Source organism: Xanthomonas axonopodis pv. maculifoliigardeniae (assembly GCF_041519315.1).
Classification (GTDB): Bacteria; Pseudomonadota; Gammaproteobacteria; order Xanthomonadales; family Xanthomonadaceae; genus Xanthomonas; species Xanthomonas euvesicatoria.
The window spans coordinates 698,550-720,813 of sequence record NZ_CP167998.1 but is presented as its reverse complement, the minus strand read 5'-3'; the positions used below and the strand labels follow the sequence as shown (position 1 = coordinate 720,813).

Annotated in this window: 18 protein-coding genes; 5 read left to right on the top strand and 13 right to left on the bottom strand. The window is 66.2% G+C overall.

What is annotated here, in order from left to right; translation table 11 throughout:
• Positions 1-19: 19 nt before the first annotated feature.
• Positions 20-418, bottom strand: a complete 399-nt coding sequence (locus ACDH77_RS03110; protein WP_008571697.1) for a YbaN family protein — start codon at positions 416-418, stop codon at positions 20-22.
• A 367-nt stretch (positions 419-785) separates the two neighbouring features.
• On the bottom strand, positions 786-2,858 hold the full coding sequence (locus ACDH77_RS03105; protein WP_008571696.1) for a S9 family peptidase: 2,073 nt from the start codon (positions 2,856-2,858) through the stop codon (positions 786-788).
• Positions 2,859-3,002: 144 nt separating this feature from the next.
• Between ACDH77_RS03105 and ACDH77_RS03100 the strand changes: the two genes are divergently transcribed.
• The gene (locus ACDH77_RS03100) at positions 3,003-4,187 is read left to right on the top strand and encodes a pyridoxal phosphate-dependent aminotransferase (protein ID WP_011346309.1); all 1,185 of its coding nucleotides are present in this window, start codon (positions 3,003-3,005) and stop codon (positions 4,185-4,187) included.
• A 243-nt stretch (positions 4,188-4,430) separates the two neighbouring features.
• Here the strand turns inward: ACDH77_RS03100 and ACDH77_RS03095 are convergent, their stop codons facing one another.
• Both ACDH77_RS03095 and ACDH77_RS03090 read right to left on the bottom strand, forming a co-directional pair.
• Entirely contained in the window at positions 4,431-6,524 is a 2,094-nt protein-coding gene (locus ACDH77_RS03095) for a prolyl oligopeptidase family serine peptidase (RefSeq protein WP_008577312.1), read from the bottom strand.
• A gap of 67 nt (positions 6,525-6,591) precedes the next feature.
• Entirely contained in the window at positions 6,592-6,903 is a 312-nt protein-coding gene (locus tag ACDH77_RS03090; RefSeq protein ID WP_014089304.1) for a hypothetical protein, read from the bottom strand.
• A 363-nt stretch (positions 6,904-7,266) separates the two neighbouring features.
• On the opposite strand from ACDH77_RS03090, the gene ACDH77_RS03085 reads away from it, so the two are divergent.
• From ACDH77_RS03085 to ACDH77_RS03075, 3 genes are all read left to right on the top strand, one after another.
• Positions 7,267-7,836 carry a lipocalin family protein gene (locus ACDH77_RS03085; RefSeq protein WP_008574341.1) on the top strand — a complete coding sequence of 190 codons (570 nt, stop codon included), beginning with the start codon at positions 7,267-7,269 and terminating at the stop codon, positions 7,834-7,836.
• 32 nt (positions 7,837-7,868) lie between these two features.
• On the top strand, positions 7,869-8,210 hold the full coding sequence (locus ACDH77_RS03080; RefSeq protein ID WP_372353729.1) for a VOC family protein: 342 nt from the start codon (positions 7,869-7,871) through the stop codon (positions 8,208-8,210).
• An 87-nt stretch (positions 8,211-8,297) separates the two neighbouring features.
• On the top strand, positions 8,298-8,576 hold the full coding sequence (locus ACDH77_RS03075; RefSeq protein WP_008574343.1) for a hypothetical protein: 279 nt from the start codon (positions 8,298-8,300) through the stop codon (positions 8,574-8,576).
• Positions 8,577-8,733: 157 nt separating this feature from the next.
• On the opposite strand, the gene ACDH77_RS03070 is transcribed toward ACDH77_RS03075, so the two are convergent.
• A complete protein-coding gene (locus ACDH77_RS03070; protein WP_005916857.1) occupies positions 8,734-9,699 on the bottom strand; it encodes a helix-turn-helix transcriptional regulator in 966 nt (321 codons plus the stop codon).
• A gap of 568 nt (positions 9,700-10,267) precedes the next feature.
• On the opposite strand from ACDH77_RS03070, the gene ACDH77_RS03065 reads away from it, so the two are divergent.
• Positions 10,268-11,068 (top strand): YdiY family protein, encoded by an 801-nt coding sequence (locus ACDH77_RS03065; RefSeq protein WP_008574344.1) that lies wholly within the window; start codon positions 10,268-10,270, stop codon positions 11,066-11,068.
• 190 nt (positions 11,069-11,258) lie between these two features.
• Here the strand turns inward: ACDH77_RS03065 and hemC are convergent, their stop codons facing one another.
• The 8 genes from hemC to ACDH77_RS03025 form a co-directional block, all read right to left on the bottom strand.
• A complete protein-coding gene (hemC, locus tag ACDH77_RS03060) occupies positions 11,259-12,173 on the bottom strand; it encodes a hydroxymethylbilane synthase (protein ID WP_008574345.1) in 915 nt (304 codons plus the stop codon).
• Positions 12,174-12,203: 30 nt separating this feature from the next.
• Positions 12,204-12,941, bottom strand: a complete 738-nt coding sequence (locus tag ACDH77_RS03055) for a LytR/AlgR family response regulator transcription factor (RefSeq protein ID WP_014089299.1) — start codon at positions 12,939-12,941, stop codon at positions 12,204-12,206.
• Between the two features lie 30 nt (positions 12,942-12,971).
• On the bottom strand, positions 12,972-14,021 hold the full coding sequence (locus ACDH77_RS03050; RefSeq protein ID WP_031420931.1) for a sensor histidine kinase: 1,050 nt from the start codon (positions 14,019-14,021) through the stop codon (positions 12,972-12,974).
• A 4-nt stretch (positions 14,022-14,025) separates the two neighbouring features.
• Positions 14,026-14,694, bottom strand: coding sequence for an alpha/beta hydrolase (locus ACDH77_RS03045; RefSeq protein ID WP_011346301.1), 669 nt, complete (start codon positions 14,692-14,694; stop codon positions 14,026-14,028).
• Between the two features lie 150 nt (positions 14,695-14,844).
• Positions 14,845-16,743: a glucans biosynthesis glucosyltransferase MdoH gene (gene mdoH, locus ACDH77_RS03040; protein ID WP_008574349.1), complete on the bottom strand. Its 1,899-nt coding sequence runs from the start codon at positions 16,741-16,743 to the stop codon at positions 14,845-14,847.
• A gap of 965 nt (positions 16,744-17,708) precedes the next feature.
• Entirely contained in the window at positions 17,709-19,358 is a 1,650-nt protein-coding gene (locus ACDH77_RS03035; RefSeq protein WP_372353728.1) for a M28 family metallopeptidase, read from the bottom strand.
• A gap of 167 nt (positions 19,359-19,525) precedes the next feature.
• Positions 19,526-20,506, bottom strand: coding sequence for a GGDEF domain-containing protein (locus ACDH77_RS03030; RefSeq protein WP_071118716.1), 981 nt, complete (start codon positions 20,504-20,506; stop codon positions 19,526-19,528).
• A 237-nt stretch (positions 20,507-20,743) separates the two neighbouring features.
• Positions 20,744-22,231: a SulP family inorganic anion transporter gene (locus ACDH77_RS03025; RefSeq protein ID WP_014089296.1), complete on the bottom strand. Its 1,488-nt coding sequence runs from the start codon at positions 22,229-22,231 to the stop codon at positions 20,744-20,746.
• Between the last annotated feature and the right edge of the window lie 33 nt (positions 22,232-22,264).

Sequence of the window (22,264 nt, the reverse complement as noted above, 5' to 3'; positions counted from 1 at the left end):
GCTCGCCGGCGCGCCGCGTTCAGTGCGCACCCGGCAGCGGGCGCGGCGGTGGCTCGGGGCGCAACCACAGCCAGATCGCCACCACGGCCATGCTGCCGATCGACAGGTACTTGACCCAGAACACCGGCACGCACCACAGCATGATCGCGGCGCAGACCGTCATGGTCAGCGTCGCCATCCACTTGGCCTTGCGGCTGACTGCCCGGTAGGTCTGCCATTCCACGATCGCCGGGCCGAAGCGCGGATGCGACAGCAGCCAGTTGTGCAGGCGCTCGGAGCCATGCGAGGCCGCCCAGGCAGAGATCAGGATGAAGACCGTCGTCGGCAGCCCCGGGACGAAGATCCCGACGATGCCGGTAACCAGGCTGGCGTAGGCCAGCAACCACCAGGCCCAGCGGAATCGAGTCGGTCGCGTCATGCGCAAATGATACGGCCAGCGCTGCGGTTTGGTGAGTCGGCCCTGCAGCGATGATTCTATCGCTGCAGAAGGGCGCGCTCTGCGCAGCGGGCGGCGTGCAGCGCGCGCTGGCCGCCAGATCTGCCGCGTCGCCCCACCGCGCTGCGGTCAGATACGCAGCCCCAGCCGCAGCGACGCCTGACTGCGATGCCCGGCTCGCTGCAGGGCGAGGCAGCGAACGCACCACGCCGATAAGGAAAAACGAAGGCGGTGAGGCGGAAGATGGAAGACGCGCAAGCCGCTCGCATCCCAGCGAGCAGCCAGCTCCCGCCCAAGCCATCCGCTGTAACGAATCCCGACTCCCGACTCCCCAATCCCGCCCGTCCAGCTACTTCACGCCCAACTGATCCAGTACGAACGCATACGATTCGGCCAGCTCGCGGTAGCGGCGGAAGCGTCCGGATTTGCCGCCATGCCCGGCTTCCATATTGGTGCGGAACACGATCGGCTGGGTGCCGGTGTTGTCGTCACGCAGCTTGGCCACCCACTTGGCCGGCTCCCAGTACTGCACCTGCGAATCCCACAGGCCGGTGCCCACGAACAGCGCCGGGTACGCCTGCTTGCGCACGTTGTCGTACGGCGAGTACGACAGCATGTACTGGTAATCGTCCTGGGTTTCCGGGTTGCCCCACTCGTCGTATTCGTTGGTGGTGAGCGGAATGCTGGCGTCGAGCATGGTGGTGACCACATCGACGAACGGCACCTGCGCGACCATCACGCGATAGTCCTGCGGCGCCATATTGGCCACCGCGCCCATCAGCAGACCGCCCGCGCTCCCACCGGATGCGGCAACCCGGTCCTTGGCGGCGTAACCTAGCGCGACCAGACCGCGGGTGACATCGATAAAGTCATTGAAGGTGTTTTGCTTGTGCAGCAGCTTGCCGTCGTCGTACCACTGGCGCCCCATTTCCTGGCCGCCGCGGATGTGCGCGATGGCATACACCACACCGCGGTCCAGCAGGCTGATCGCCGGCAGATTGAATGCCGGGTCCATCGACATGCCGTAACTGCCGTACGCATACTGAAACAGCGCCGCGCTGCCATCCTTCTTGAAGCCCTTTTTGTACACCAGCGACACCGGCACCTTGACCCCGTCGCGTGCCGTCACCCACACGCGTTCGGTCACGTACTTGCTGGCGTCGTAGCCGATCACCGGTTGCTGCTTGAGCAACCGGCGCTCGCCGGTCTGGGTGTTGAGCTCGTAGGTGGTCGCCGGCGTGGTCAGCGAGGTGTAGCTATAACGCAGCCAGACGGTATCCGGCTCGGCGTTGACAGATAGACCCATCGAATACGCCGGTTCATCGGCCTTGACGTATTCATGGCTACCATCGCGCATGAGCAAGCGCACACGCTCCAGTCCGCCCGAACGCTCTTCGATGGCGGTGAATCCATCGAACAATTCGAAGTCTTCGATGTAGACGTTGTCGTCGTGCGCCACCCAGTCGGTCCACTGCGTGCGCGTGGTCGCATCGGTGGGCGCAGTGACCAACTTGAAGTTCCTGGCGTCGTCGGCATTGGTGCGAATCACCCAGCGGCCATCGAAATGCTCGGCGTGGTATTCCACATCGCGCTCGCGCTTGGCCAGCACCGTGAAGGTGTCCGGCTTGGCGGCCAGCGCATAGCGGGTTTCCGAAGAAACCGTGCTTTCCACCGCGATGGTGATGTACTTGTCGTCGCGCGTGCGGCCGATGCCCATGTAGAAGCTGTCGTCCTTCTCTTCGTACACCAGCACATCGTCTTTGGACGGCGTGCCGAGCACATGCTTTTTCACGCGCACGGTGAGCAGCGTTTCCGGGTCGTTTTCGACATAGAACAGCGTCTTGTTGTCGTCGGCCCACACCACATTGGCCGAGACGCCTTCCACGGTGTCCGGATAGAGTTCGCCGGTGTCCAGGTTCTTGAAGCGGATGGTGTATTGACGGCGGCCAACGGCATCGTCGGCCCAGGCGAGGATGCGGTTGTCCTGGCTCACTGCGGCATCGCCCACGCTGAAGTAGCCCTTGCCCTGCGCCATCTGGTTGACGTCGAGCAGGATCTGTTCCGGCGCCTCCATGCTGCCCTTGCGACGCGCCTGGATCGGGTAATCCTTGCCGGTTTCGAACCGCGTGTAATACCAATAGCCGCGCTCGCGATACGGCACGCTGGCATCGTCCTGCTTGATGCGCCCGACGATCTCGGTGTACAGCGCTTCCTCCAACGGTTTCAGCGGTGTCATCACCTTGTCGGTGTAGGCATTCTCGGCGTCGAGATACGCCAGCACCGCCTTGTCTTCGCGCTTGTCGTCGCGCAACCAGTAATAGTCGTCGTTGCGGGTCGCACCGAACGGCGCCTTGACCACATGCGGGTGCTTGGCGGCGTCTGGCGGCGACGGAAGGGCGGCGAAGGCAGGGGATGTGGTCATCAGGCTGGCGATCAGAAGAGTGAGGACGGCTTCATCAGATTGGGGTCCATTGGATGAACGCAATGCCATCCCGGCACCGGAGTGTGGAAGAGCCCCTTGTCGGGCGCCATGTGTCCTGGGTCATGCTGGTCTATCATCGAGCCAATGGATTCCACACTTCCGTACGCAGGCGGCTATAGCCGTCGCAGCCAGGACATCGCCCCGTTTCATGTCATGTCGCTGCTGGCGCGCGCCAATGCGCTCGAGCAGGCCGGCCACGACGTGATCCACCTGGAAATCGGCGAGCCCGACTTCACCACTGCCGCGCCGATCGTCGCTGCCGGCCAGGCGGCATTGGCAGCCGGCCACACCCGCTACACCGCCGCACGCGGGCTGCCGGCGCTGCGCGAGGCGATTGCCGGCTTCTATGCGCAACGCTACGCCTGCAACCTCGATCCGGAGCGGATTCTGGTGACACCCGGGGGGTCTGGCGCATTGCTGCTGGCCAGCAGCCTGCTGGTGGATCCGGGCAAGCATTGGTTGCTCGCCGACCCGGGCTACCCGTGCAACCGGCATTTTCTGCGCCTGGTCGAAGGCGCCGCGCAATTGGTCCCGGTCGGCCCGGACAGCGATTATCAATTGACCCCTGCGCTGGTGGAGAGCGCCTGGAACGCCGACAGCGTGGGCGCCCTGGTGGCCTCACCGGCAAATCCCACCGGCAGCGTGCTGTCGCGCACGCAACTGGCTGCGCTTTCGCAGGCGCTGCATGCGCGCGGTGGCCATCTGGTGGTCGACGAGATCTATCACGGCCTGACCTACGGCCTGGACGCGCACAGCGTGCTGGAGGTGGACGATGGCGCGTTCGTGCTGAACAGTTTTTCCAAGTACTTCGGCATGACCGGCTGGCGGCTGGGCTGGCTGATCGCACCGCCCGACGCGGTGCCGGAACTGGAGAAGCTCGCGCAGAATCTCTACATCAGTGCCTCGACAATTGCCCAGCACGCCGCACTGGCCTGCTTCACGCCCGAGAGCATCGCCATCTTCGAAGCGCGCCGCGGTGAGTTTCAGCAGCGTCGCGATTACCTGCTGCCGGCCTTGCGTGCGCTGGGCTTCGAGATCGCAGTCGAACCGCAAGGCGCGTTTTACTTGTATGCCGACATCAGCGGATTTTCAGATGATGCGCAGGCGTTTTGCGCGCATTTTCTGGAAACCGAACATGTTGCGTTTACGCCCGGCATCGACTTCGGCCACTACCGCGCCAACCAGCACGTCCGCATTGCCTACACGCAAAGCCTGCCGCGTCTGCAGCAGGCGGTGGAGCGGATTGCGCGTGGGTTGAAGCGGTTGTAGCAGGCTGCGTGACCCGCAGTGCGCTGCACGGACGTTTTGCGTAAGGCGCCGACGCCTTGCGCATTGCGTAGCACGCGCGTTCTCCACTGCGCACCCGCTGACCGCCAACGCCATCGGCAAGGCCAACATCGCGCACGCTTGGGCATATTGACCCACGACAAAACCCTCTGACGACACGAGGCCGCTGCAAACTGCCAGCGGCCTCGTGTCGCGCGACGCATCATGCCGCATGTGGACGGCGCCTCAGTCGGCCAACCGCTCCCACAGGAAGCTGTACGCCAGCGCGGCCATATGCGCGGCCTGCGCGTTGTTGGCCGCACCGCCGTGGCCACCTTCGATGTTCTCGTAATAGGTCACGTCCTTGCCGGCCTCGATCATCTTGGCGGCCATCTTGCGCGCGTGGCCGGGGTGCACGCGATCGTCGCGCGTGGAGGTCAGGAAGATCACCGGCGGATAGGTCTTCTTCGCATCGAACAGGTGGTACGGCGAGAAGGTCTGGATGAACTTCCAGTCGTCGGTGTCCGGGTTGCCGTATTCGGCCATCCACGAGGCGCCGGCCAGCAGGTGGCTGTAGCGCTTCATGTCCAGCAGCGGCACCTGCACCACCACCGCACCGAACAGCTCCGGATACTGGGTGAGCATGTTGCCGGTCATCAGGCCGCCATTGCTGCCGCCCTGCACGCCCAGATGCTTGGTCGAGGTGATCTTGCGCGCCACCAGATCCTTGGCCACCGCGGCCATATCTTCATACGCCTTGTGGCGGTTCTGCTTGAGCGCGGCCTGGTGCCAGCGCGGGCCGTATTCGCCACCGCCGCGGATATTGGCCACCACGTAGACGCCGCCCTTCTCCAGCCACGCGCGCCCCAGGCCACCGGAGTAATTGGGCGTCATCGAAATCTCGAAACCGCCGTAGCCGTACAGCAGGGTCGGCGCGCTGCCGTCGAGCTTCAAGGTCTTCGGGCGTACCAGGAAATACGGCACGCGGGTGCCGTCCTTGCTGGTGGCGAAGTGCTGCTCGATGGTGTCCTTGCCGGCATCGAAGAACGCCGGCATGGTCTTGAGCGGCTGCGGCGCAGAGCCCACCTCCACCCACGACAAGGTGGTGGGGGTCAGGTAATCGGTGACGGTGAGCCACAGCGCGTCGCTGTCGTCGCTATCCACCGCGCCGACATCCACCGTGCCGAAGCTCGGCGCACCGACGAACGCGCTCTTTTTCCAGCCATCGCGCGAAGGCGTGATCACGCTCAGACGGTTCTTGACGTCTTCCAGCACGTTCAACACCAGGTGCGACTTGGTCCACGCCATGCCGGCCAGCGAGGTGGTGTCGGTGGGTTCGAACAACACATCGAAGTTGCGCTTGCCGGCCATGAAATCGTCGAAACGCGTGGCCAGCAAGGTGCCGGGTTTGTAGGTCTTGCCACCCACCGTCCACGGCTCGCGCAGTTCCAGCGTCAGCCACTGGCGCTTGACCGACTTGCTGGCCGAATTGGGCACGTCCACCTTGACCAGCTTGCCGTCGGCGCCCTTGAGATACAGCTCGTCGTTGTAGAAGGCCAGCGTGCGGCTGACGAAATCGCGCTCGAAACCGGGCGTGTCGTCATGCATAGCCGCGATGTACATATCGGTCGGCTTGCCTTCGTACACCACGGTCGCGGCAGTCAGTGGCGTGCCGCGCTTCCACTGCTTGGCGATGCGCGGGTAGCCGGAGCTGGTCATGCTGCCGGCGCCGAAATCGGTGAACACGTAGACGGTGTCCCGGTCGATCCAGCCCAGCCCGCCCTTGGACTCGGGGCGGAAGAAACCGTCCTTGACCCATTGCTTACTGCCCAGATCGAACTCGCGCGTGACATCGGCATCGGCACCGCCGCGCGACAACGCGATCAGGCAGCGCTGGTAGTCCGGGCGCAGGCAGTCGGCACCGTGCCACACCCAGTTTTCGCCTTCGGCCTTGTTGAGCGCATCCAGGTCCAGCACCGTTTCCCACTTGGGCGAAGCCTTGCGGTACTCGTCCAGCGTGGTACGCCGCCACAGGCCGCGCTCGTGCTGCTTGTCCTTCCAGAAGTTGTAGTAGAACGCGCCGATCTTCTGCACGCCGGGAATCTTGGCGTCCGAATCCAGCACTTCGCGGATGCTGGTTTCCATCTGCTTGAACGCCGGCGTGCTGGCCAGCCGCGCCTCGGTCTTGGCGTTCTGGGTCTTGACCCAGTCCAGCGGCTTGGCGCCGGTGACATCTTCCAGCCAGGCGTAGGGATCGTTGGACACGGGGGGTTCCTCTGCAGAGACGGCGCCAGCGGTGATCAGGCCGGCAACCAGGCAGATCGAGGCGAACTTGGACATGAATGTTTCCGGAAACACGAATGCCCGGAACGTAGCACAGCGCCCCGCCGGCCAACCCTGCCGAAGGTCAGGCTGCGCGCGCCTGTGTCGCCGTACGCGAAGCGCTGCGCCGGCGCTGGGCCTGCGGGCCACGCCGCCGGGGCGCAACCCGGCGCGCGCCACGCGTTGCCAACGAAGGCAGGGCAAACCGGTGCAGGCTCCACCACGCCAGCATCGGCATGCCGACCAGCCACAGCGGCAACCAGCCGATCCACTCGCTGCTGCCTCGCGCGGCCGGCCAGACCAGCACCAGGGCCAGCCCGGCCAGGGCGATCTGCCGCACCGGGCGCAGCACGCGCGGGTCGGGACGTTCGGAACGGGAAGCAGGACGATGCGACATGGCGGCACTCCGTGGCAGGAAGGATCACAACAGGCGCGCAGGATTGCCGCAGCCCATCTCACAGGCTGCGACCTTGACGCGGGCATCCTGCGGGGCGCGATTGCGGGCGCCTGCCCAGGCGCGTCACCGGCCTCCACGCGTGCTGCTGACCCCTGCAACGTCGGCGCGCGGCACCGGACCGACGCGGCGCGGCGCAGCCAGCCGGTCGCGGTGCCAGCGCCTGATCGGCGCCGCCAGCCGGCCCCAGCCGCCCGGCGTCTGCCGCGGATTGCCCGGCTGCCGATGCCAGACCCGACCGTTGACGCGAACTTGCCCCCTGCATGCGGTAGTGTGCTGCTCCGATTGCCTCTTTGTGATGTTGCGATGCGCCTGACCGTTACGATCGCCCTCGCTGTTCTGCTCGTCCTCGGCCTGCCCGTGGCACACGCCAAGGACACGTCCGCCACGGAGCCGGCAATCGACCTGTCCAAGATCATGGGCACCTGGTACGTGATTGCGCGCATGCCCAACGCGGTCGAGCGTGGCCACGTCACCAGCCGCGACGAATACACCCTGGTCGAAGACGGCAAGGTGGCGGTGCGCTATCTGTACCGCGACGGGTTCGGCGAACCGGAAAAGCAAGTCAATGCGCGCGCCTCGGTGGATGCCGACAGCGGCAACCGCGACTGGCGCGTCTGGTTCTACAAGGTCATCCCGGCCAAGCAGCGCATCCTGGAGATCGCCCCCGACGGCTCGTGGATGCTGATCTCCTACCCGGGCCGCGACCTGGCCTGGATCTTCTCGCGCAAGCCGGACATGAGCCGCGACCAGTACCGCATGCTGGTCAACAAGATGCGCGACGACTATTCCATCTATACCGACAAACTCAAGCGGGTACCGCAGCTGCGCGAACAGGTGGACCGCCTGGGCTTTGAAGTGCCGAACAAGCGCTAGCACGATCGGACGTCATCCGTTGGAGGTGTGGCTTGAAGGTTCAGTACTTGGAGATCGTTACCTGCAACACGGAGGAGGTCTGCGCCGCCTACGCGGTGCAGGGCGCTGAATTCGGCGAGCCGGTACCCGAACTGGGTAACGCCCGCACCGCACACCTGGCCGGCGGCGGCCTCGTCGGTGTTCGCGCACCTCTGCGCGAGTCGGAACGGCCCGTTGTTCGCCCCTACTGGCTCGTCGAAGACATCGAATCGGCTGTTTCGGCCATCGTGGAGGCAGGCGGCACGGTCGCAGTCCCACCGATGGAACTTCCCGGCCGGGGTCGATGTGCCATCTACCTGCTCGGCGGAAACGATCACGACCTGTGGCAGCGCTAGCTCCTGTGATCGAGCCTGTCGCGCGGCCTGGCAATTCGTCCAAGCCGACGCCGCGTCGCGGCTCGGCTAACCCAGGTATCAGGCTCCATGCCGGAGCAAACCACAACTGACAGCATCGGCCTGGTCGTTCGGGTCGGTACGCGCGTCCAGGTCACGCATCTCCGCCAGTCCACTGTCTGCCACCTGCCGCAACTGGAAAGAGACCGGCTTCTCTCGATGCTCGGCGAAACGTTCGAGGTTTACGAGGTGGATCGGTGGGGACAGGCCTGGGTAGAGCAGCAGTGGCATCAGGGTGAGGATTTGGTTGACTTCCACTGCCTGGGCTTGCAGCCGCAGCAGATGCTCGCGGTGCAAGATGGGGCCTGAGACGTCATATGGCCGAATCCGCTTCGCACCTCGGCCACTTCAGGCCTTGGGCGCCATTGATCGCATCTGCGCCTACCAGGGCTGATGCAGCTTCCAGACGCGTGCACGTGCCTGCCGCAACTGCGGCCCTGCCGTATGCGTCAACTGTCTACCACGCTCAGTCGTAATTGCTCAGCGCCAGCGACAACAACGCCTTGGCCTGCTCGCGCAGCGACATGGGCTCGACAATTTCTGCGTCCGAGCCGTAGTGCAGCACGTCCATCAGCAGTTCGCGCGAGTTGCTGTAGGGCAACTTGAGCTCGTAGCGGCCATCGGGCAGAAAGCGGCCCTGCTGCTTGGAATGCCAATGTTCGTCGGCAACCCAGCGCGCGGCCTTGGAGCTGAACACGATGGTCGCCCACCCCTTGGGCGCCCCGGAAAAAATGCCGTAGCTGGCGGCAAGCTGCTCGTCCAGTTCGCTGTCGGGCACATCGCGCGGCGCCGCATCGAGCAGACGCGCGTGGTTGATGCGGTCCACCGCAAAGCTGCGCACGCCGTCGCGACCGTGATCCCACGCGTCCAGATACCAGTTGTCGCGGTAATGGGTAATGCGCTGTGGCGACACCGTCCGCTTGGTCGATTCGTCGGTGGAACGCGCACGGTAGTCGAAGCTCAGCTGCTTGCGCTCCAGCACGCCGGAGGCCACAGTGCGGAAGCTGGCTTCGTCCAGCTTGCGGCCGCGATGTGGAATGACCCGCACCCGATCCACTGGCCACTGCGAGACGCCGGCCTGGGCAGCCAGCAGTCCTTCGATGCGCTGCTGCAGCGGTGCCAGCATCGAAGACAACACCCCGCCGCCGGTGCGCGCGAGCAGCTGTTGCGAGGCCAGCAGCGCGTGCAGTTCTTCCGAACTCAGCCACAGGCCGGGCAATTCGAAGCGGTCGCTTTCGCCGGAGAGATAGCGAAAGCCCGATTCGCCGTCGCCTTCCACCGGTGCCATCAGCGCGTCGCGCAGAAACGCCAGATCGCGGTAGACAGTCGCGCGGGAACAGCTCAGCTCATCCTGCAGCCGCGCCACCGTGACCGGGTAGCGTGCCGATTTGAGCAAGCGATGCAGGGAGTTGATGCGTTCGTAGCGGTCCATGCGTCGATTATGTCCGAGTCTTTGCGCGGCGGGGTGAGCATCGCGATGTGACGGCTGGCAGACAGCGGCAAGCGCCCGGAGGATGTGCGATGCAGCGGCCTGGTCTGTTGGGTCGGTCGCACAGCCACTGCGTGCCGGGGTCGTGCGCGCGGTCGCGCAGGCCCCGGGTTGGCAGGCATCGCCGGTAACGCTGGCACGCGACGCCCCGGGCCGCTCAGGCTCCTGCCACTGGCTGGCCAGAAGTCCTGATGACATCGCCAGGCCGCCTGCCATGCGCACGCGCACCCGGGCAGGTCGCTGCGGTTCACGCCGGGCATTCGCCCCGAACCACCATTCATTCCCCTGACAACGACCTCGCAGGTCGCTCCAGCCACTGCGACCACATCGCCTACCGCTTCCAAGATCGCCTTTCATCGCCGCGCCCGTCTGCAGGGCCGCTCCGGTCCATGCCGCCTTCGGCGTCCCAACCGGCAATGAAGCGGATATTCACTTGGCGATGACGTCACCGCACAGTCCGTTATCATGAAATCGCTTCCACCCCTCTCCCGCCTTCCAAAGCGAGCTGCCCATGTCCCGCCGTGTCCCGTTGTCTGCCCTGTTGCCGCTGTTGTTGATCACGCCCTCCGTCTGGGCCCAGGCAGTCGCACCGGCGCCGGCAGACCCGGCCGCCGTGGTACTGCCGTCGCCGTGGAGCGGCAGCAGCGGCGAGCTCGGCTACGCAGCGGCGCATGGCAACAGCACCACCGACAGCCTCAACGGCCGCGTGCGCCTGCGCTACACCGACGGTGACTGGATCCATAGCCTGGATGCCACCGCGTTGCGTTCGAGTTCGGAATACACCAACACCAACGACGACGGCAGCACCACGCGCGAGCGCCAGACCACCGCCGAGCGTTACACCGGCAGCGTCGGCAGCGCACTGCAGCTGGGCGAACACCGCCAGCTCACGGCCACCGGCCGCTACGAACACGACGACTTCGCCACCTACGACCGTCTGGCCACCTTCGGTATCGGCTACGGCACGCGCCTGATCGACGCCGACCGCTTCTACCTGGATGCGCAGGTGGGCCCGGGTGTGCGCCGCGCGCACAATAGCGACGAAGACCGTAACGAAACCGGGTTGATCGGCCGCGGCCTGTTCGACCTGAAGTACACCGTCACCGACAACACCGATCTGATCAACACGCTGCTGGTGGAATCGGGCGAGTACAACACCTATGCGCAAAACGACTTCGGCGTGCAGGTCAGCATGAACTCGCACTTTGCATTGAAGGCGGCGTGGCAGATGCGTCACAACAGCGACGTCAGCGACGGCGACAAGAAGACCGATACGCTGACCACGGTCAATCTGGTCTACACGTTCAAGTAAACAACCGCGAACGGTAGGAGCGGACCTGGCCGCGAGGGCGTTCCCGATAAAGCCTCTCGCGGCCAGGGCCGCTCCTACGAAGAGTGGGCGCTGCGTGGGGCGGCATTGCGTGTGTAGCGGCTAGGTCTGGAGCTTGCGCTTGGGCGCCGGCGTCGATGTCGGTCGCGTTACACGTTGACGCGACAGCGTGTTACAGCTCGGCCAGCAGCTGCGCGGCGCCCTTGTCGAACAGCCCTTGCGCAACGCGGCGGCCAAGCGCTTCAGTATCTTCGGCGCTGCCGTGCGCATCGGCGTGGATCAGGCGGCCGTCGCTGGCGCTGCCCACCATGCCCTGCAGGAACAGGCCCTGCCCTTCCCAGCGCGCGAAGGCGGCTACCGGCACATGGCAACTACCGTGCAGGGCACGGTTCATGGCGCGCTCGGCTTCCACGCAGGCACGCGTGCGGCCGGCATCCAGCACCGCCAGCAGACTGTGGATGCGTGCATCGTCGCCACGGCATTCCACCGCCACCGCGCCCTGCGCAGGTGCCGGCAACCATTCCGGCGCGTCCAGCCGCGCGCTGATGCGTGCTTCCAACCCAAGCCGCTGCAGGCCGGCGCAGGCCAGCACGATGGCGTCGTAGCCGCCGTTGTCGAGCTTGGCCAGCCGCGTGTTGACGTTGCCGCGCAGGTCGATCAATTCCAGATCCGGGCGCGCGGCACGCAACTGGGCCTGGCGGCGCAGCGAGGAGGTGCCCACGCGCGCGCCCAGCGGCAGCGCCTGCAGGCTGGCGTAGAGATTGGACACCAGCGCATCGGCCGGGTCGCCGCGTTCCAGGATGGCCGGCAGCACGAACGGGGCGTCCAGTTCCATCGGCACGTCCTTGAGCGAATGCACCGCGCAATCGGCCTCGCCGCGCAACATCGCCAACTCCAGCTCCTTCAGGAACAGGCCCTTGCCGCCAATGGCGGCGAGCGATCGGTCCAGCACTTCGTCGCCGCGGGTGCTCATCGGCACCAGCACCACCTCCAGGCCGGGATGGTGCTGACGCAGCGCGGCGGCGACATGTTCGCTCTGCCAGAGGGCAAGCGGGCTTTTGCGGGTGGCGATACGGAGCGTGGTCATGCCGGCATTATCGCGGAGCCGGCACCGAACTCACAGTTGGCGTAGTTGATCGCGCAGGCTGGCCACGCAGCGACGACTCACTTCCAGGGTCTGCGGCACGTTGCGCAGCACCGCGTGGACCTGGCCATCGCCGCTGCGGCGCAGTTCCACCAGTTCATCGCGGGCCACCAGACAATTGCGATGGATGCGCACCAGGCGGTCGGCAAATTCGTCTTCCAGCGATTTCAGCGACTCTTCGATCAAGTCCTCGCCACGCGTGTGATGGACGATGACGTACTTCTCTTCGGCCTGCAGATAGCGAATGTCGCCGATGGCGATCAGCCGCAGGCTGCCGCGCAGGCGCGCGCACAGATGGGTGCGCAGCGGCCTGGGCGCGGTGCCGGGCACGCGGCCGGCCAGGAAGGTGGCGACTTTCTCCAGTGCAGATGCCAGCCGTTCCGGGCGCACCGGTTTCATCAGGTAATCCAGCGCGGCCGCGTCGAACGCCGACAAGGCATGCTGGTCGTAGGCGGTGCAGAACACCACCGCCGGCGGCGGCTGGCCTTGCCGCAGCAGCCGCGCGGTTTCCAGGCCGTCCACGCCGGGCATGGCGATATCCAGCAGCACCAGGTCCGGGCGCAGCTGTTCGCACTGCTGCAGCACTTGCTGGCCGTTTTCGGCCTCGCCGATCACCTCGACCTGCGGATGCTCGCCCAGCAGCATGCGCAGGCGCTCGCGCGCCAGTGGCTCGTCATCGGCGATCAGCACCCGCACTTGCGTGGCCGTCATGGACTCCCCCTCGCTGCAGTGACTTTCCCCTCACGGCAGCGGCAATGTGATCTCACAGGCATAGTAGCCTTCAGCCCAGCTGGCCGCCATCCGTGCCCCGGCGCCGAACTGGAACGCCAACCGGTGCGAGATGCTGGCCTGGGCATGCCCGGCGCCGGCCAGCAGCGGCAACTGGGTGCCGGGCTGCGGCGCCGGATTGACGATGCGGATCTGCAGCTGGTTGCCGCGCTGACGCAGCGACAGGTATAGCGTACCGCCTTCGGGCATGCGCGAAACGCCATGCAGTACCGCATTTTCGACCAGCGGCTGCAGCACCAGGCGCGGCATCGGCAGCTCCCACGGCAACGGTTCCTGGCGGTGCCAGCGCACTTGCAGGCGCTCGCCCAGGCGCAGCGATTCGATTGCCAGATAGCGTTCGGCCAGTTCGCATTCGGCACGCAAGGTGGAGACGCCCTCGCCGGCGCCGAGGGCGGCGCGGAACAGATCCGACAGGTCCAGCACCGCCTGTTCGGCCACCACCGGATCGCGCCGCAGCAGGCTGACGATGAGGTTCATGCTGTTGAACAGGAAGTGCGGGCGAATGCGCGCCTGCAGGGCATCCGCCTCGGCGCGTGCATTGGCCTGCACCTGCGCCTCCCAGCGGTCGCTGACATAGAAGTAGCGCAGCGCCAGCGCAGTGATCAGCACCACCGTGGCCGCACTGCCGAGCGTGAACCGCCAGAAGCCGACCTGCGCGCCCAGCGGGACCTGCCCGAGCACCGCATACAGGCCGTGCACGATGCCGGCACCGAGCATCGCCACCACGGCAGCGATCAGCAAGGCGCTCAGCCCGCCCAGCCGTGGCGGCAATCGCGACAAGGTGGGCCGTAACACGCACAGCAGCACGGTGACCGCCAACGCCAGCCACAGCGCCAGGCCGCTGGCGGAGAGGAACCGCGACAACGTGATGCTGCGCGCGCCGGCGTCGGGGACCAAGGTCACCACCAGCACCACCAGCTCGGCCAGGCCCAGCATCGCGCCCAACCGCGGCAGCCGGCACAGGTCCGGCATCCAGGCGATCTGCGGTGCGCGCTGGGCCATGGGCTCAGGCAGCGGTGAAGCGCGCCTGCATCCAGTCGCGCAAGGCCTCGATCTCTTCCAGGCAGACCTGGTGGCCCATCGGGTAGGTGTGCCAATCCAGTGCGAAACCCAGCGTGCGCAAGGTCTGCATGCTGGCCTGGCCGGCCGCGAACGGCACCACCGGGTCGGCCGTGCCATGCGCCATGAACAGCGGTTGGCGCAGGGCGGCCGGCTGCAACTGGCTGGCGGCCGCGGCCGGATCCGGCAGATAGGTGGACATGGCGATCAGCCCGGCCAGCGGCACGCTGCGCTGCAGGCCAACGGCCAGGGTCACGGCGCCGCCTTGCGAGAAGCCGGCCAGCAGGATGCGCTCCGGCGCGATACCGCGGCTCTGCTCATGGGCGATCAAGGCCTCGACCTGGGTGACCGATTCGGCGATGCCGGCCTTGTCGGCGCGCTGGGCGAAATCCATGCCGACGATGTCGTACCAGCCGCGCATGCGCACGCCGTTATTGATGGTGATCGGGCGGATCGGCGCATGCGGGAACACGAAGCGCAGCGCGGGCCACTGCGGGCGTACCAGCTCGGGCACCATCGGGGCGAAGTCGCTGCCATCGGCGCCCAGGCCATGCAGCCACAGCACGCTCCATTGCGGGTTCGGTCCGGTCTCGCGTTCGATCACTTCCAGCATCATCCAGCTCCGCTTGCGGGCTGGGCATTATGCCTTGCGCGAGGGGTGGGCCAGATCAACCGGCGCCAGAGGCTTGAGGCCCGCCGATCGCCACGGGCCTCTGCATGCGACCGCGCCACAGCGCCGGCCAATGAGGCCGGCGCCGACGCACACTCAGATCAGCGACGGTTCCAGCGCAGCGGCGCGGCGCAGCTCGGAGGCACGCACCAGCACCTTGGGCGGGTCGAGTTCTTCGGGGATGCAGAAAATGCCGGCGCGGCGTAGCGCCATGCCGGTGCGACGCAGCGAGGTCAGCGCCACCACCGGAATCGACAACGCCATGCCGACGATCACAGGCCCCATCCAGGCGGCCAGCGCGGGCGAGACCGCGTAGGCCACCGCGCCCATGAACAGGCCGAACACGGTCAGACCGCCATAGCTGCGAAACAGCGCCGGCCACGACAGCTTGCCGTCGTCGCGCACCTGCGCATCCCAGCCCGAATCCTTGCCCGCCAGGACCTCGAACACACCGCGCGACTGCAGGTACATCACCACCGGCGCCATCAGGGCGGCCAGCACGGTCTCCAGCAGGATGCTCACCGCAGCGCGGAAGGCACCACCGCAGGCGCGCAGTTCGCGCGGGTTGAGCAGCAACGCGATGTAGCCGAGCAGCTTGGGCGCCAGCAACACGAACATGGTGCAGATGAAGATCCAGATCGCATTGCCCTGGCTGCTGCCGTGCCAGTAACGGGCGGGCGAGAACGGCAGGTCGCCGGCCAGATCGATACCGCCGCCGGCCAGCGGAATGCCGATGCCGATCAGCATCAACAGACCCCACATCGGCGCGGTGAAGTAATGCCCGATGCCGATCAGCATGTGCATGCGGCTGATCCAGTGCAGGCCTTTGGCGCTCACCACCTTGGCGTGCTGCAGGTTGCCCTGGCACCAGCGGCGGTCGCGGATCAGCAGGTCGGTCAGCGTGGGCGGGCCTTCTTCGTAGCTGCCCTGCAGGTACGGCACCATGTGCATGGCCCAGCCGCCGCGCCGCATCAGCGCCGCTTCGACGAAGTCGTGGCTGAGCACATGCCCGCCGAACGGCTTGCGCCCGCGCAGCGACGGCAGGCCGGCGTGGTCGGCGAAGGCCTGGGTGCGGATGATGGCGTTATGGCCCCAGTAATTGCTCTCGGCGCCGTGCCACCAGGCCACGCCGAAGGCGATGATCGGCCCGTACACGCGCCCGCCGAACTGCTGCATGCGGGCGAACAGGGTCTGCCCGTTGACCACTGCCGGCAAGGTCTGGATCAGGCCCACGTCCGGGTTGTTTTCCATGCCGGCGACCAGCCGCACGATGGTGTCGCCGGTCATCACGCTATCGGCGTCCAGGATCAGCATCTGCGGGTAGCTGCCGCCGAAGCGACGCACCCAGTCGGCCACATTGCCGGCCTTGCGCGCGGCGTTGTCGGCGCGGCGGCGGTAGAAAATGCGGCCATGCCCGTCGACGCGATCGCAAAGTTCGTTATAGACCAGCTCCTCGGCGCGGCCGATGTGCTCGCGGGTGGTGTCGCTGAGCACGAAGAAATCGAAATGCTCCAACTGGCCGGTCTCGGCGACCGATTCGTAGATGGCCTGCAGGCCGGCCAACAGCCGGCGCGGGTCTTCGTTGTAGGTGGGCATCAACAACGCGGTGCGCGAACGCAGCGTGGGCAGGGGTTGCTCCGGGTCGATGCCGAGCTTGCGGCCGGCGCGCGCCACCACGGTGACGAAACCAGCCACGGCGCTGGCGAAGGACATGGCGATCCAGGCGAACAGCAACACGAACAGGCCGAGCAGGCAGCCTTCCAGCACGCTGATGCCGTCGGGCCACAGCACGCTGAGCATCACCCACACGGCGATGGCGGTGGTGGCGAAGGTGCCGCCGATCAAATAGAAGCGGCGCACGCCGATGCCGGGCGGCGAAGTGCGCTGGTGGCGCACCTGCAAGCTACCTTCGCGCAGGTTCTGTTCGGGCATCGCCAGCGGTGCTTCCGGCGGCAGCGTGGGCGTGCCGGCATCGAGGGCGGAAACGGGGGGCATTGCAGTCGTTGTCGGGGAAGGAGTCACGGTGCCATCCATCAGGGCTGCCCGTCGCGCGAGGACGACAGTGCGGGCTGACACGGGAGGTCCATCCCCGCCATGCAGTGCGATGTTGCCTGGCACGCGGCCGAGCGGGCGAGCCCGACGGTGTACGACCAAGACGCTCTGAAACCACTCCGATGCACAAGTTCTCCTGGCTGCAATCTCACCTCGCAGCTCATCCTAAAGAATCGACCGTTAAAGGAACGAACGCCGCGTACGGTCTTCGCCCTCCCCCACGAGGACCGCGCGGCAGACTACGCCGCACCGACCGAACGCAACCCCAACAGATTGCAGCCTAGCGCAGACCCTGTCACGGACCGCTGGCCGGGCCATCCTGCCGGAGAGGTGCAATTGGTGTGCCATGGCGTGCAATCGGTTGCGGCGACGGGGCGCTGGCGTTGCGTTGTGCCGATGCGGTCAGAGGTTGGGACAAGCGATTGGTTGGTCGCTCTGCATCGCTCAAGGCGCTCTGGAATTCCAGGCATTGCGGTGGTCGAACGTTCTCAAGGCCTGCGGCAACAGCTTGATTGGTCGAGTATGCGGCGTCCTCGCCGCACCAGACAGTTGCGCGATGCCCGGGAAAGCGGCTCATCGCACGTGGTTTGTTTGCTGATGCAACCGCTTGATCGAGGCATCAATGACGTCTGCGAGCGCTCGGCGATCCTCAGGCCCGGCGTGTCGCGTGCGCAGTGCCCTCGCCGCTCGCCGGACACGCCGTGAATGCATCTGGGGCGCGATGCGGCATCCATGCCGCCAGCAGGAGGGCATTGCACCGAACGTTCGCCGTTTGCTGTGACCGACAACAGCAAGCACAAACCGCATGGCAGGCAAGGCTTATTCAAACGCGGCATATCGATATGGCACATGCGCCATCGCGCAAGGGCAGCCGCCCTGGTCCTCACGCAATGACGTTGTGAGCCGTCTTACTTGCGTGCCGCCGCGCTGGCGTCGCGGGTAGCGCGGAACTCCGAATCCTGGCTCCAGTTCGGCCACTGGCGCGAGTCGGCCAGCTGCTGGCCCAATGCATACAGCACGCCCAGGTCGCGGGCGGCGCCGGCGAAGGTCCAATCCGGCTTCCATTCGTCGCCTTGCTGGTGATAGCGCTTGGCGGTGTAGTCGTCGGCGGCCGCCTTTCCTGCCGCCACGCCGCCCACTTCCCAATCCTGGCCGGCTGCATACGACAGCGCCGGCACGCCGCGCTTGGCGAACGAGAAATGATCGGAACGGAAGAAATACCCGGCCTGCGGCTTGGGATCGGGCGTGTAACGCAGCTTGGATTGCGCGGCCACGCTCTTCAGTTGATCGAGCAGCTCGAGCTTTGCCGTGCCGTAGATGCCGAAGTCGCGCGAGGGCACGAACGGATTCATGCCGTCCATGTTGATCACCGCCACCGTGGTGTCCAGCGGGTACAGCGGCTTGGAGGCGTAGAATTCCGAGCCCAGCAGGCCCTTTTCTTCGGCGGTGACCGCCAGGAAGACCACCGAGCGCTCAGGCGTTGGCCCCTGGGCGAAGCCACGCGCCAGCTCCAGCAGCGCGGCGGTACCGCTGGCATTGTCCAATGCCCCATTGAAGATGGTGTCGCCGCGTGCATCCGGCTTGCCCACGCCGATATGGTCCCAGTGCGCGCTGTAGATCAGCGTCTCGTCCGGATGTTTGCTGCCTTCCAGCCGCGCCACCACGTTGTGCGAGGTGATCACATCGGATTTGACCTGGTAGCTGGCGCTCAAACGTTGGTCCTTGAGCTCGACCGGCTTGAACCCGCGCGTCTGCGCCTGCTTCTTCAAGGTCTCGAAATCCAGCCCGGCGTGCTTGAACAGCTCGGTGGCCAGATCGCGCTGGATCCAGCCTTCCAGCGTGGGATGCGCGCTGCGCGGGTTGTCGCGCACCACGTCGAACATGGTGTTGGTGTTGGAGCTGGCCACCGTGTCCCAGCCATACGAGGCAGGCGCGGTTTCGTGCACCACCAGCACGCCGAGTGCGCCCTGGCGCGCGCCTTCTTCGTACTTGTAGGTCCAGCGGCCGTAGTAGGTCATGCCGGTGCCGTCGAAGTCGCCCTTGCCGGTTTCGAAATCCGGGTCGTTGATCAGCACCACCGCGATCTTGCCCTTCAGGTCCACACCCTTGAAATCGTCCCAGTTGCGCTCGGGCGCCTTGACGCCGTAGCCGACGAACACCAGCGGCGCGTTGGCGATCTCCACTTTGGATGAGCCATCCAGCGCGGCACGGATGGCGATTTGCTTGCCTTGGGTCAGCGTTTGCGGCTTGCCCGCGTTCTGCACCGCAATGGTCGGCGTGCCGACGATATCGGCGCGCCGCAACGGCACCGCCTGGGTCCAGCCGCGCTTGCCGTTGGCCAGGTCGCCGCCCGGCTGCAGGCCGGCTTCGGCGAACTGCTCGCTCAGGTAGGCAATGGTCTTTTCTTCGCCGGCAGTGGCCGGGCCGCGGCCTTCATAGGCGTCGGAGGCCAGTTCCTTGACGTCGCGCGAGATGCGCGCGCCATCGAAACTCGGCGTGGCCGCCATCAGTGCGGCCGAGACCGCCATCGCCAGAAGTCCTACGGCAACTCGCTTCATTGCACACCCCGCATCATGGATAGCCCTGGAGTGTAGCCAGCATCGCGTGCAGGCCGATACCTGCGGCTGCGCCGAAGCATGCGATGCGGGTGCGATGAATACTGCAGAAGCTTCGTGTCTGCATCCACGGCCAAGAGCTCTGGCCTGTTTCAGCGCCGCGCTGGCGCCTAGAACAGATCGATGCTGCCCACTGGTTGCGCAACCTGCTGCAATTGCCCACCGGCAATCAGCTCAGCATAGACCGCCGCGCGATTGCGGCCGTTCTGCTTGGCCCAGTACAGCGCCTTGTCGGCTTCGTCCAGCATTTCGCTGATCAGCCGACCGTGCGTCAGTTCGACGATGCCGGTGCTGAGCGTGACCTGCCCCACCTGCGGGAACAGGTGCTCGGCCACCGCCAGCCGGAATCGCTCGAACAGACTCACGGCCGTGTCGCGGTCCACGCCGCGCAACACGATCACGAACTCTTCGCCGCCGAAGCGGAACAGCAGGTCGTCCTGGCGAAATGCACGCTGCATCAGCTGTGCGACCAGCAGCAGTACCTCATCGCCATACAGATGCCCGAAGGTGTCGTTGACGCGCTTGAAGTGATCGATGTCCACGATGCCCAGCCACACGCCCTGCTCTGCGGCGGAGTCGGCACCACCGGCAAACAGCCGCAGGATCACATCGTCGAAGGTCTTGCGGTTGCGCAGGCCGGTCAGCGCATCGCGCTGGGCATCGTCGAGCAGGCTGCGGTAGTTCTGGAAGAAGCGCGCAAAGCCCTGCAGCATCGCTTGCTCGGCAACGCCGGGAATACGCGTCCCGCCCACCCGCAGGCAGGTCCGGATGCCGCGCGTTTCCATCATCGGGTAGACCAGCAGGGCGCGGCCGTCTTCGTGCAGCTGCACCACATCGCCCGGCCCATGCACCTCGGCCAGCTGGATGCGCGTGCGCGCATCGTGGATCTCCGCCACCGTCAGCGCCAGCCGGCCATCGTCGCGCAGGCGCGTTTCGGCGATGCTGTTGCTGTCCGGGGCGATGCGCAGCAGCGAAAGTTCTTCGGCCGCGCAGACTTCGCGCACGGTGCGCAACAGGCTCAGATCGAGCAGGTCCGCATCGCGGATGGCGGTCAGGTCCACCATCCGCTCCAGCAACGGTGCGTTGGTCACGGCTGCGCCCTCCGGCGGGCGGACACGAACCCGTCATGCCGGGCTTGGCACGCAGGTACACATCTCGGGCTGAAACCCACTGGCATCACAGCGACGACCGGCAATGAGGATGCCGAATCATCGGCGTCGCCCGCCGGAACTTGAATTCGCTCGCAGCCGCGCTCAGCGCACGGACAGCCCGGGATGACGCGCCGCAGGCGTGCCAGGCGCATTCCATCTCAACGTGAATAACACGCTCTAAGGCAGTGCCGATTCCAGCGCGTCTTCGCCCAAGGCATGCCGCTGCATCAGGCGGCGGCTGCCGGCATTCAGGCCTTTCACCTGCACGTCCAGCCCGTGATGACGCAAACGCTGCACCACCTTGTCCAGTGCCGCCACCGCGGTGATGTCCCAGAAGTGCGCGCGGCCGACATCGATCACCACTGCGCGGCCGGGCACCTCGCGTGCGTCGAAGGCGTCGATGAACACATCGGCCGAGGCGAAGAACACCTGCCCGCGCACGCTGTAGGTGCGCACGCCATCCGCGCCATCGTGATGCGCGATCTGCAGCAACCCGGCCACCTTGAAGGTGAAGAACACCCCGCTCAGCAGCACGCCGACCGCCACACCTGCCGCCAGGTTGTGCGTGAACAATGTGACCGCCACGGTGGCCAGCATCACCACGCTGGAGGTGCGCGGGTGGGTCACCACGGTGCGCAGCGAGCGCCAGTCGAAGGTCTCTGCCGACACCATCACCATGATCGCCACCAGCGCCACCACCGGCACCTGCGACACCCACGGCTTGAGCAGCACCATCAGGATCAGCAGGAACACGCCGGCAAACAACGTGGACAGCCGGCCGCGGCCGCCGTATTTCACGTTGCCCACGGTCTGCCCGATCATGCCGCAGCCGGCGATGCCGCCGAACAGGCTGGCCGCCGCGTTGGCGATGCCCAGGCCGGTGCATTCGCGGTTCTTGTTGCTGGGCGTGTCGGTGAGTTCATCGACCACGCGCGCGGTCATCATCGACTCGAGCAGGCCCACCATGGCAATGGCCAGTGCCGGCAGCGCGATGATGCGCAGCGTCTCCAGCGTCAACGGCACCGCCGGCCATTGCAGGAACGGTAGCGCGTTGGGCAGCTTGCCCAGATCGGCCACCGTCTTGAGCGGCAGATGCAGCGCAGTGCCGGCCACGCTGAGCAGCAGGATGCACAGCAGGGGCGAGGGAATCGCCGACAGCCCCGGCAGGCGCAGACGCGGCAGGCCGTAGATGATGGCCAGGCCTGCGCCCAGCATGACCCAGGTGGTCAGGTTGGCCCCGAGCAGATGCGGCAGTTGCGCTGCGAAGATGAGCACGGCCAGCGCGTTGACGAAACCGGTGCGCACCGAACTGCTGACAAAGCGCATCAGCACGCCCAGGCGCAACAACCCGAACAGGATCTGCACCATGCCAGCGAGCAGGCCGGCGGCCAGCAGATAGGGCAACCCGTGCGCGGCCACCAGCGGTGCAGCCACCAGCGCCACCGAGCCGGCCGCAGCCGAAATCATTGCCGGCCGCCCCCCGCAAAACGCGATCACGATGCCGATCACGAAGGATGCGAACAGGCCCACCTGCGGATCCACCCCGGCGACGAACGCGAATGCAATCACTTCGGGAATCAGCGCAAATGTGGCGACCGCACCGGCCATGAGTTCGCGCGCGGGGGAGGCGCGCCATTGCGCCATTTCGGCACGCAACAAGGACATTGAGGGACACTCCGGGGGACAAAAAGGACAGCC

What these genes read in the sequence shown, in the direction of transcription:
- ACDH77_RS03025 (WP_014089296.1), bottom strand. Translation starts at nt 22,231, where the DNA reads ATGTCCTTGTTGCGTGCCGAAATGGCGCAATGGCGCGCCTCCCCCGCG.
- ACDH77_RS03100 (WP_011346309.1), top strand. Translation starts at nt 3,003, where the DNA reads ATGGATTCCACACTTCCGTACGCAGGCGGCTATAGCCGTCGCAGCCAG.
- mdoH (WP_008574349.1), bottom strand. Translation starts at nt 16,743, where the DNA reads ATGCCCCCCGTTTCCGCCCTCGATGCCGGCACGCCCACGCTGCCGCCG.
- ACDH77_RS03085 (WP_008574341.1), top strand. Translation starts at nt 7,267, where the DNA reads ATGCGCCTGACCGTTACGATCGCCCTCGCTGTTCTGCTCGTCCTCGGC.
- ACDH77_RS03110 (WP_008571697.1), bottom strand. Translation starts at nt 418, where the DNA reads ATGACGCGACCGACTCGATTCCGCTGGGCCTGGTGGTTGCTGGCCTAC.
- ACDH77_RS03050 (WP_031420931.1), bottom strand. Translation starts at nt 14,021, where the DNA reads ATGGCCCAGCGCGCACCGCAGATCGCCTGGATGCCGGACCTGTGCCGG.
- ACDH77_RS03055 (WP_014089299.1), bottom strand. Translation starts at nt 12,941, where the DNA reads ATGACGGCCACGCAAGTGCGGGTGCTGATCGCCGATGACGAGCCACTG.
- hemC (WP_008574345.1), bottom strand. Translation starts at nt 12,173, where the DNA reads ATGACCACGCTCCGTATCGCCACCCGCAAAAGCCCGCTTGCCCTCTGG.
- ACDH77_RS03090 (WP_014089304.1), bottom strand. Translation starts at nt 6,903, where the DNA reads ATGTCGCATCGTCCTGCTTCCCGTTCCGAACGTCCCGACCCGCGCGTG.
- ACDH77_RS03065 (WP_008574344.1), top strand. Translation starts at nt 10,268, where the DNA reads ATGTCCCGCCGTGTCCCGTTGTCTGCCCTGTTGCCGCTGTTGTTGATC.
- ACDH77_RS03095 (WP_008577312.1), bottom strand. Translation starts at nt 6,524, where the DNA reads ATGTCCAAGTTCGCCTCGATCTGCCTGGTTGCCGGCCTGATCACCGCT.
- ACDH77_RS03035 (WP_372353728.1), bottom strand. Translation starts at nt 19,358, where the DNA reads ATGAAGCGAGTTGCCGTAGGACTTCTGGCGATGGCGGTCTCGGCCGCA.
- ACDH77_RS03105 (WP_008571696.1), bottom strand. Translation starts at nt 2,858, where the DNA reads ATGACCACATCCCCTGCCTTCGCCGCCCTTCCGTCGCCGCCAGACGCC.
- ACDH77_RS03070 (WP_005916857.1), bottom strand. Translation starts at nt 9,699, where the DNA reads ATGGACCGCTACGAACGCATCAACTCCCTGCATCGCTTGCTCAAATCG.
- ACDH77_RS03075 (WP_008574343.1), top strand. Translation starts at nt 8,298, where the DNA reads ATGCCGGAGCAAACCACAACTGACAGCATCGGCCTGGTCGTTCGGGTC.
- ACDH77_RS03045 (WP_011346301.1), bottom strand. Translation starts at nt 14,694, where the DNA reads ATGATGCTGGAAGTGATCGAACGCGAGACCGGACCGAACCCGCAATGG.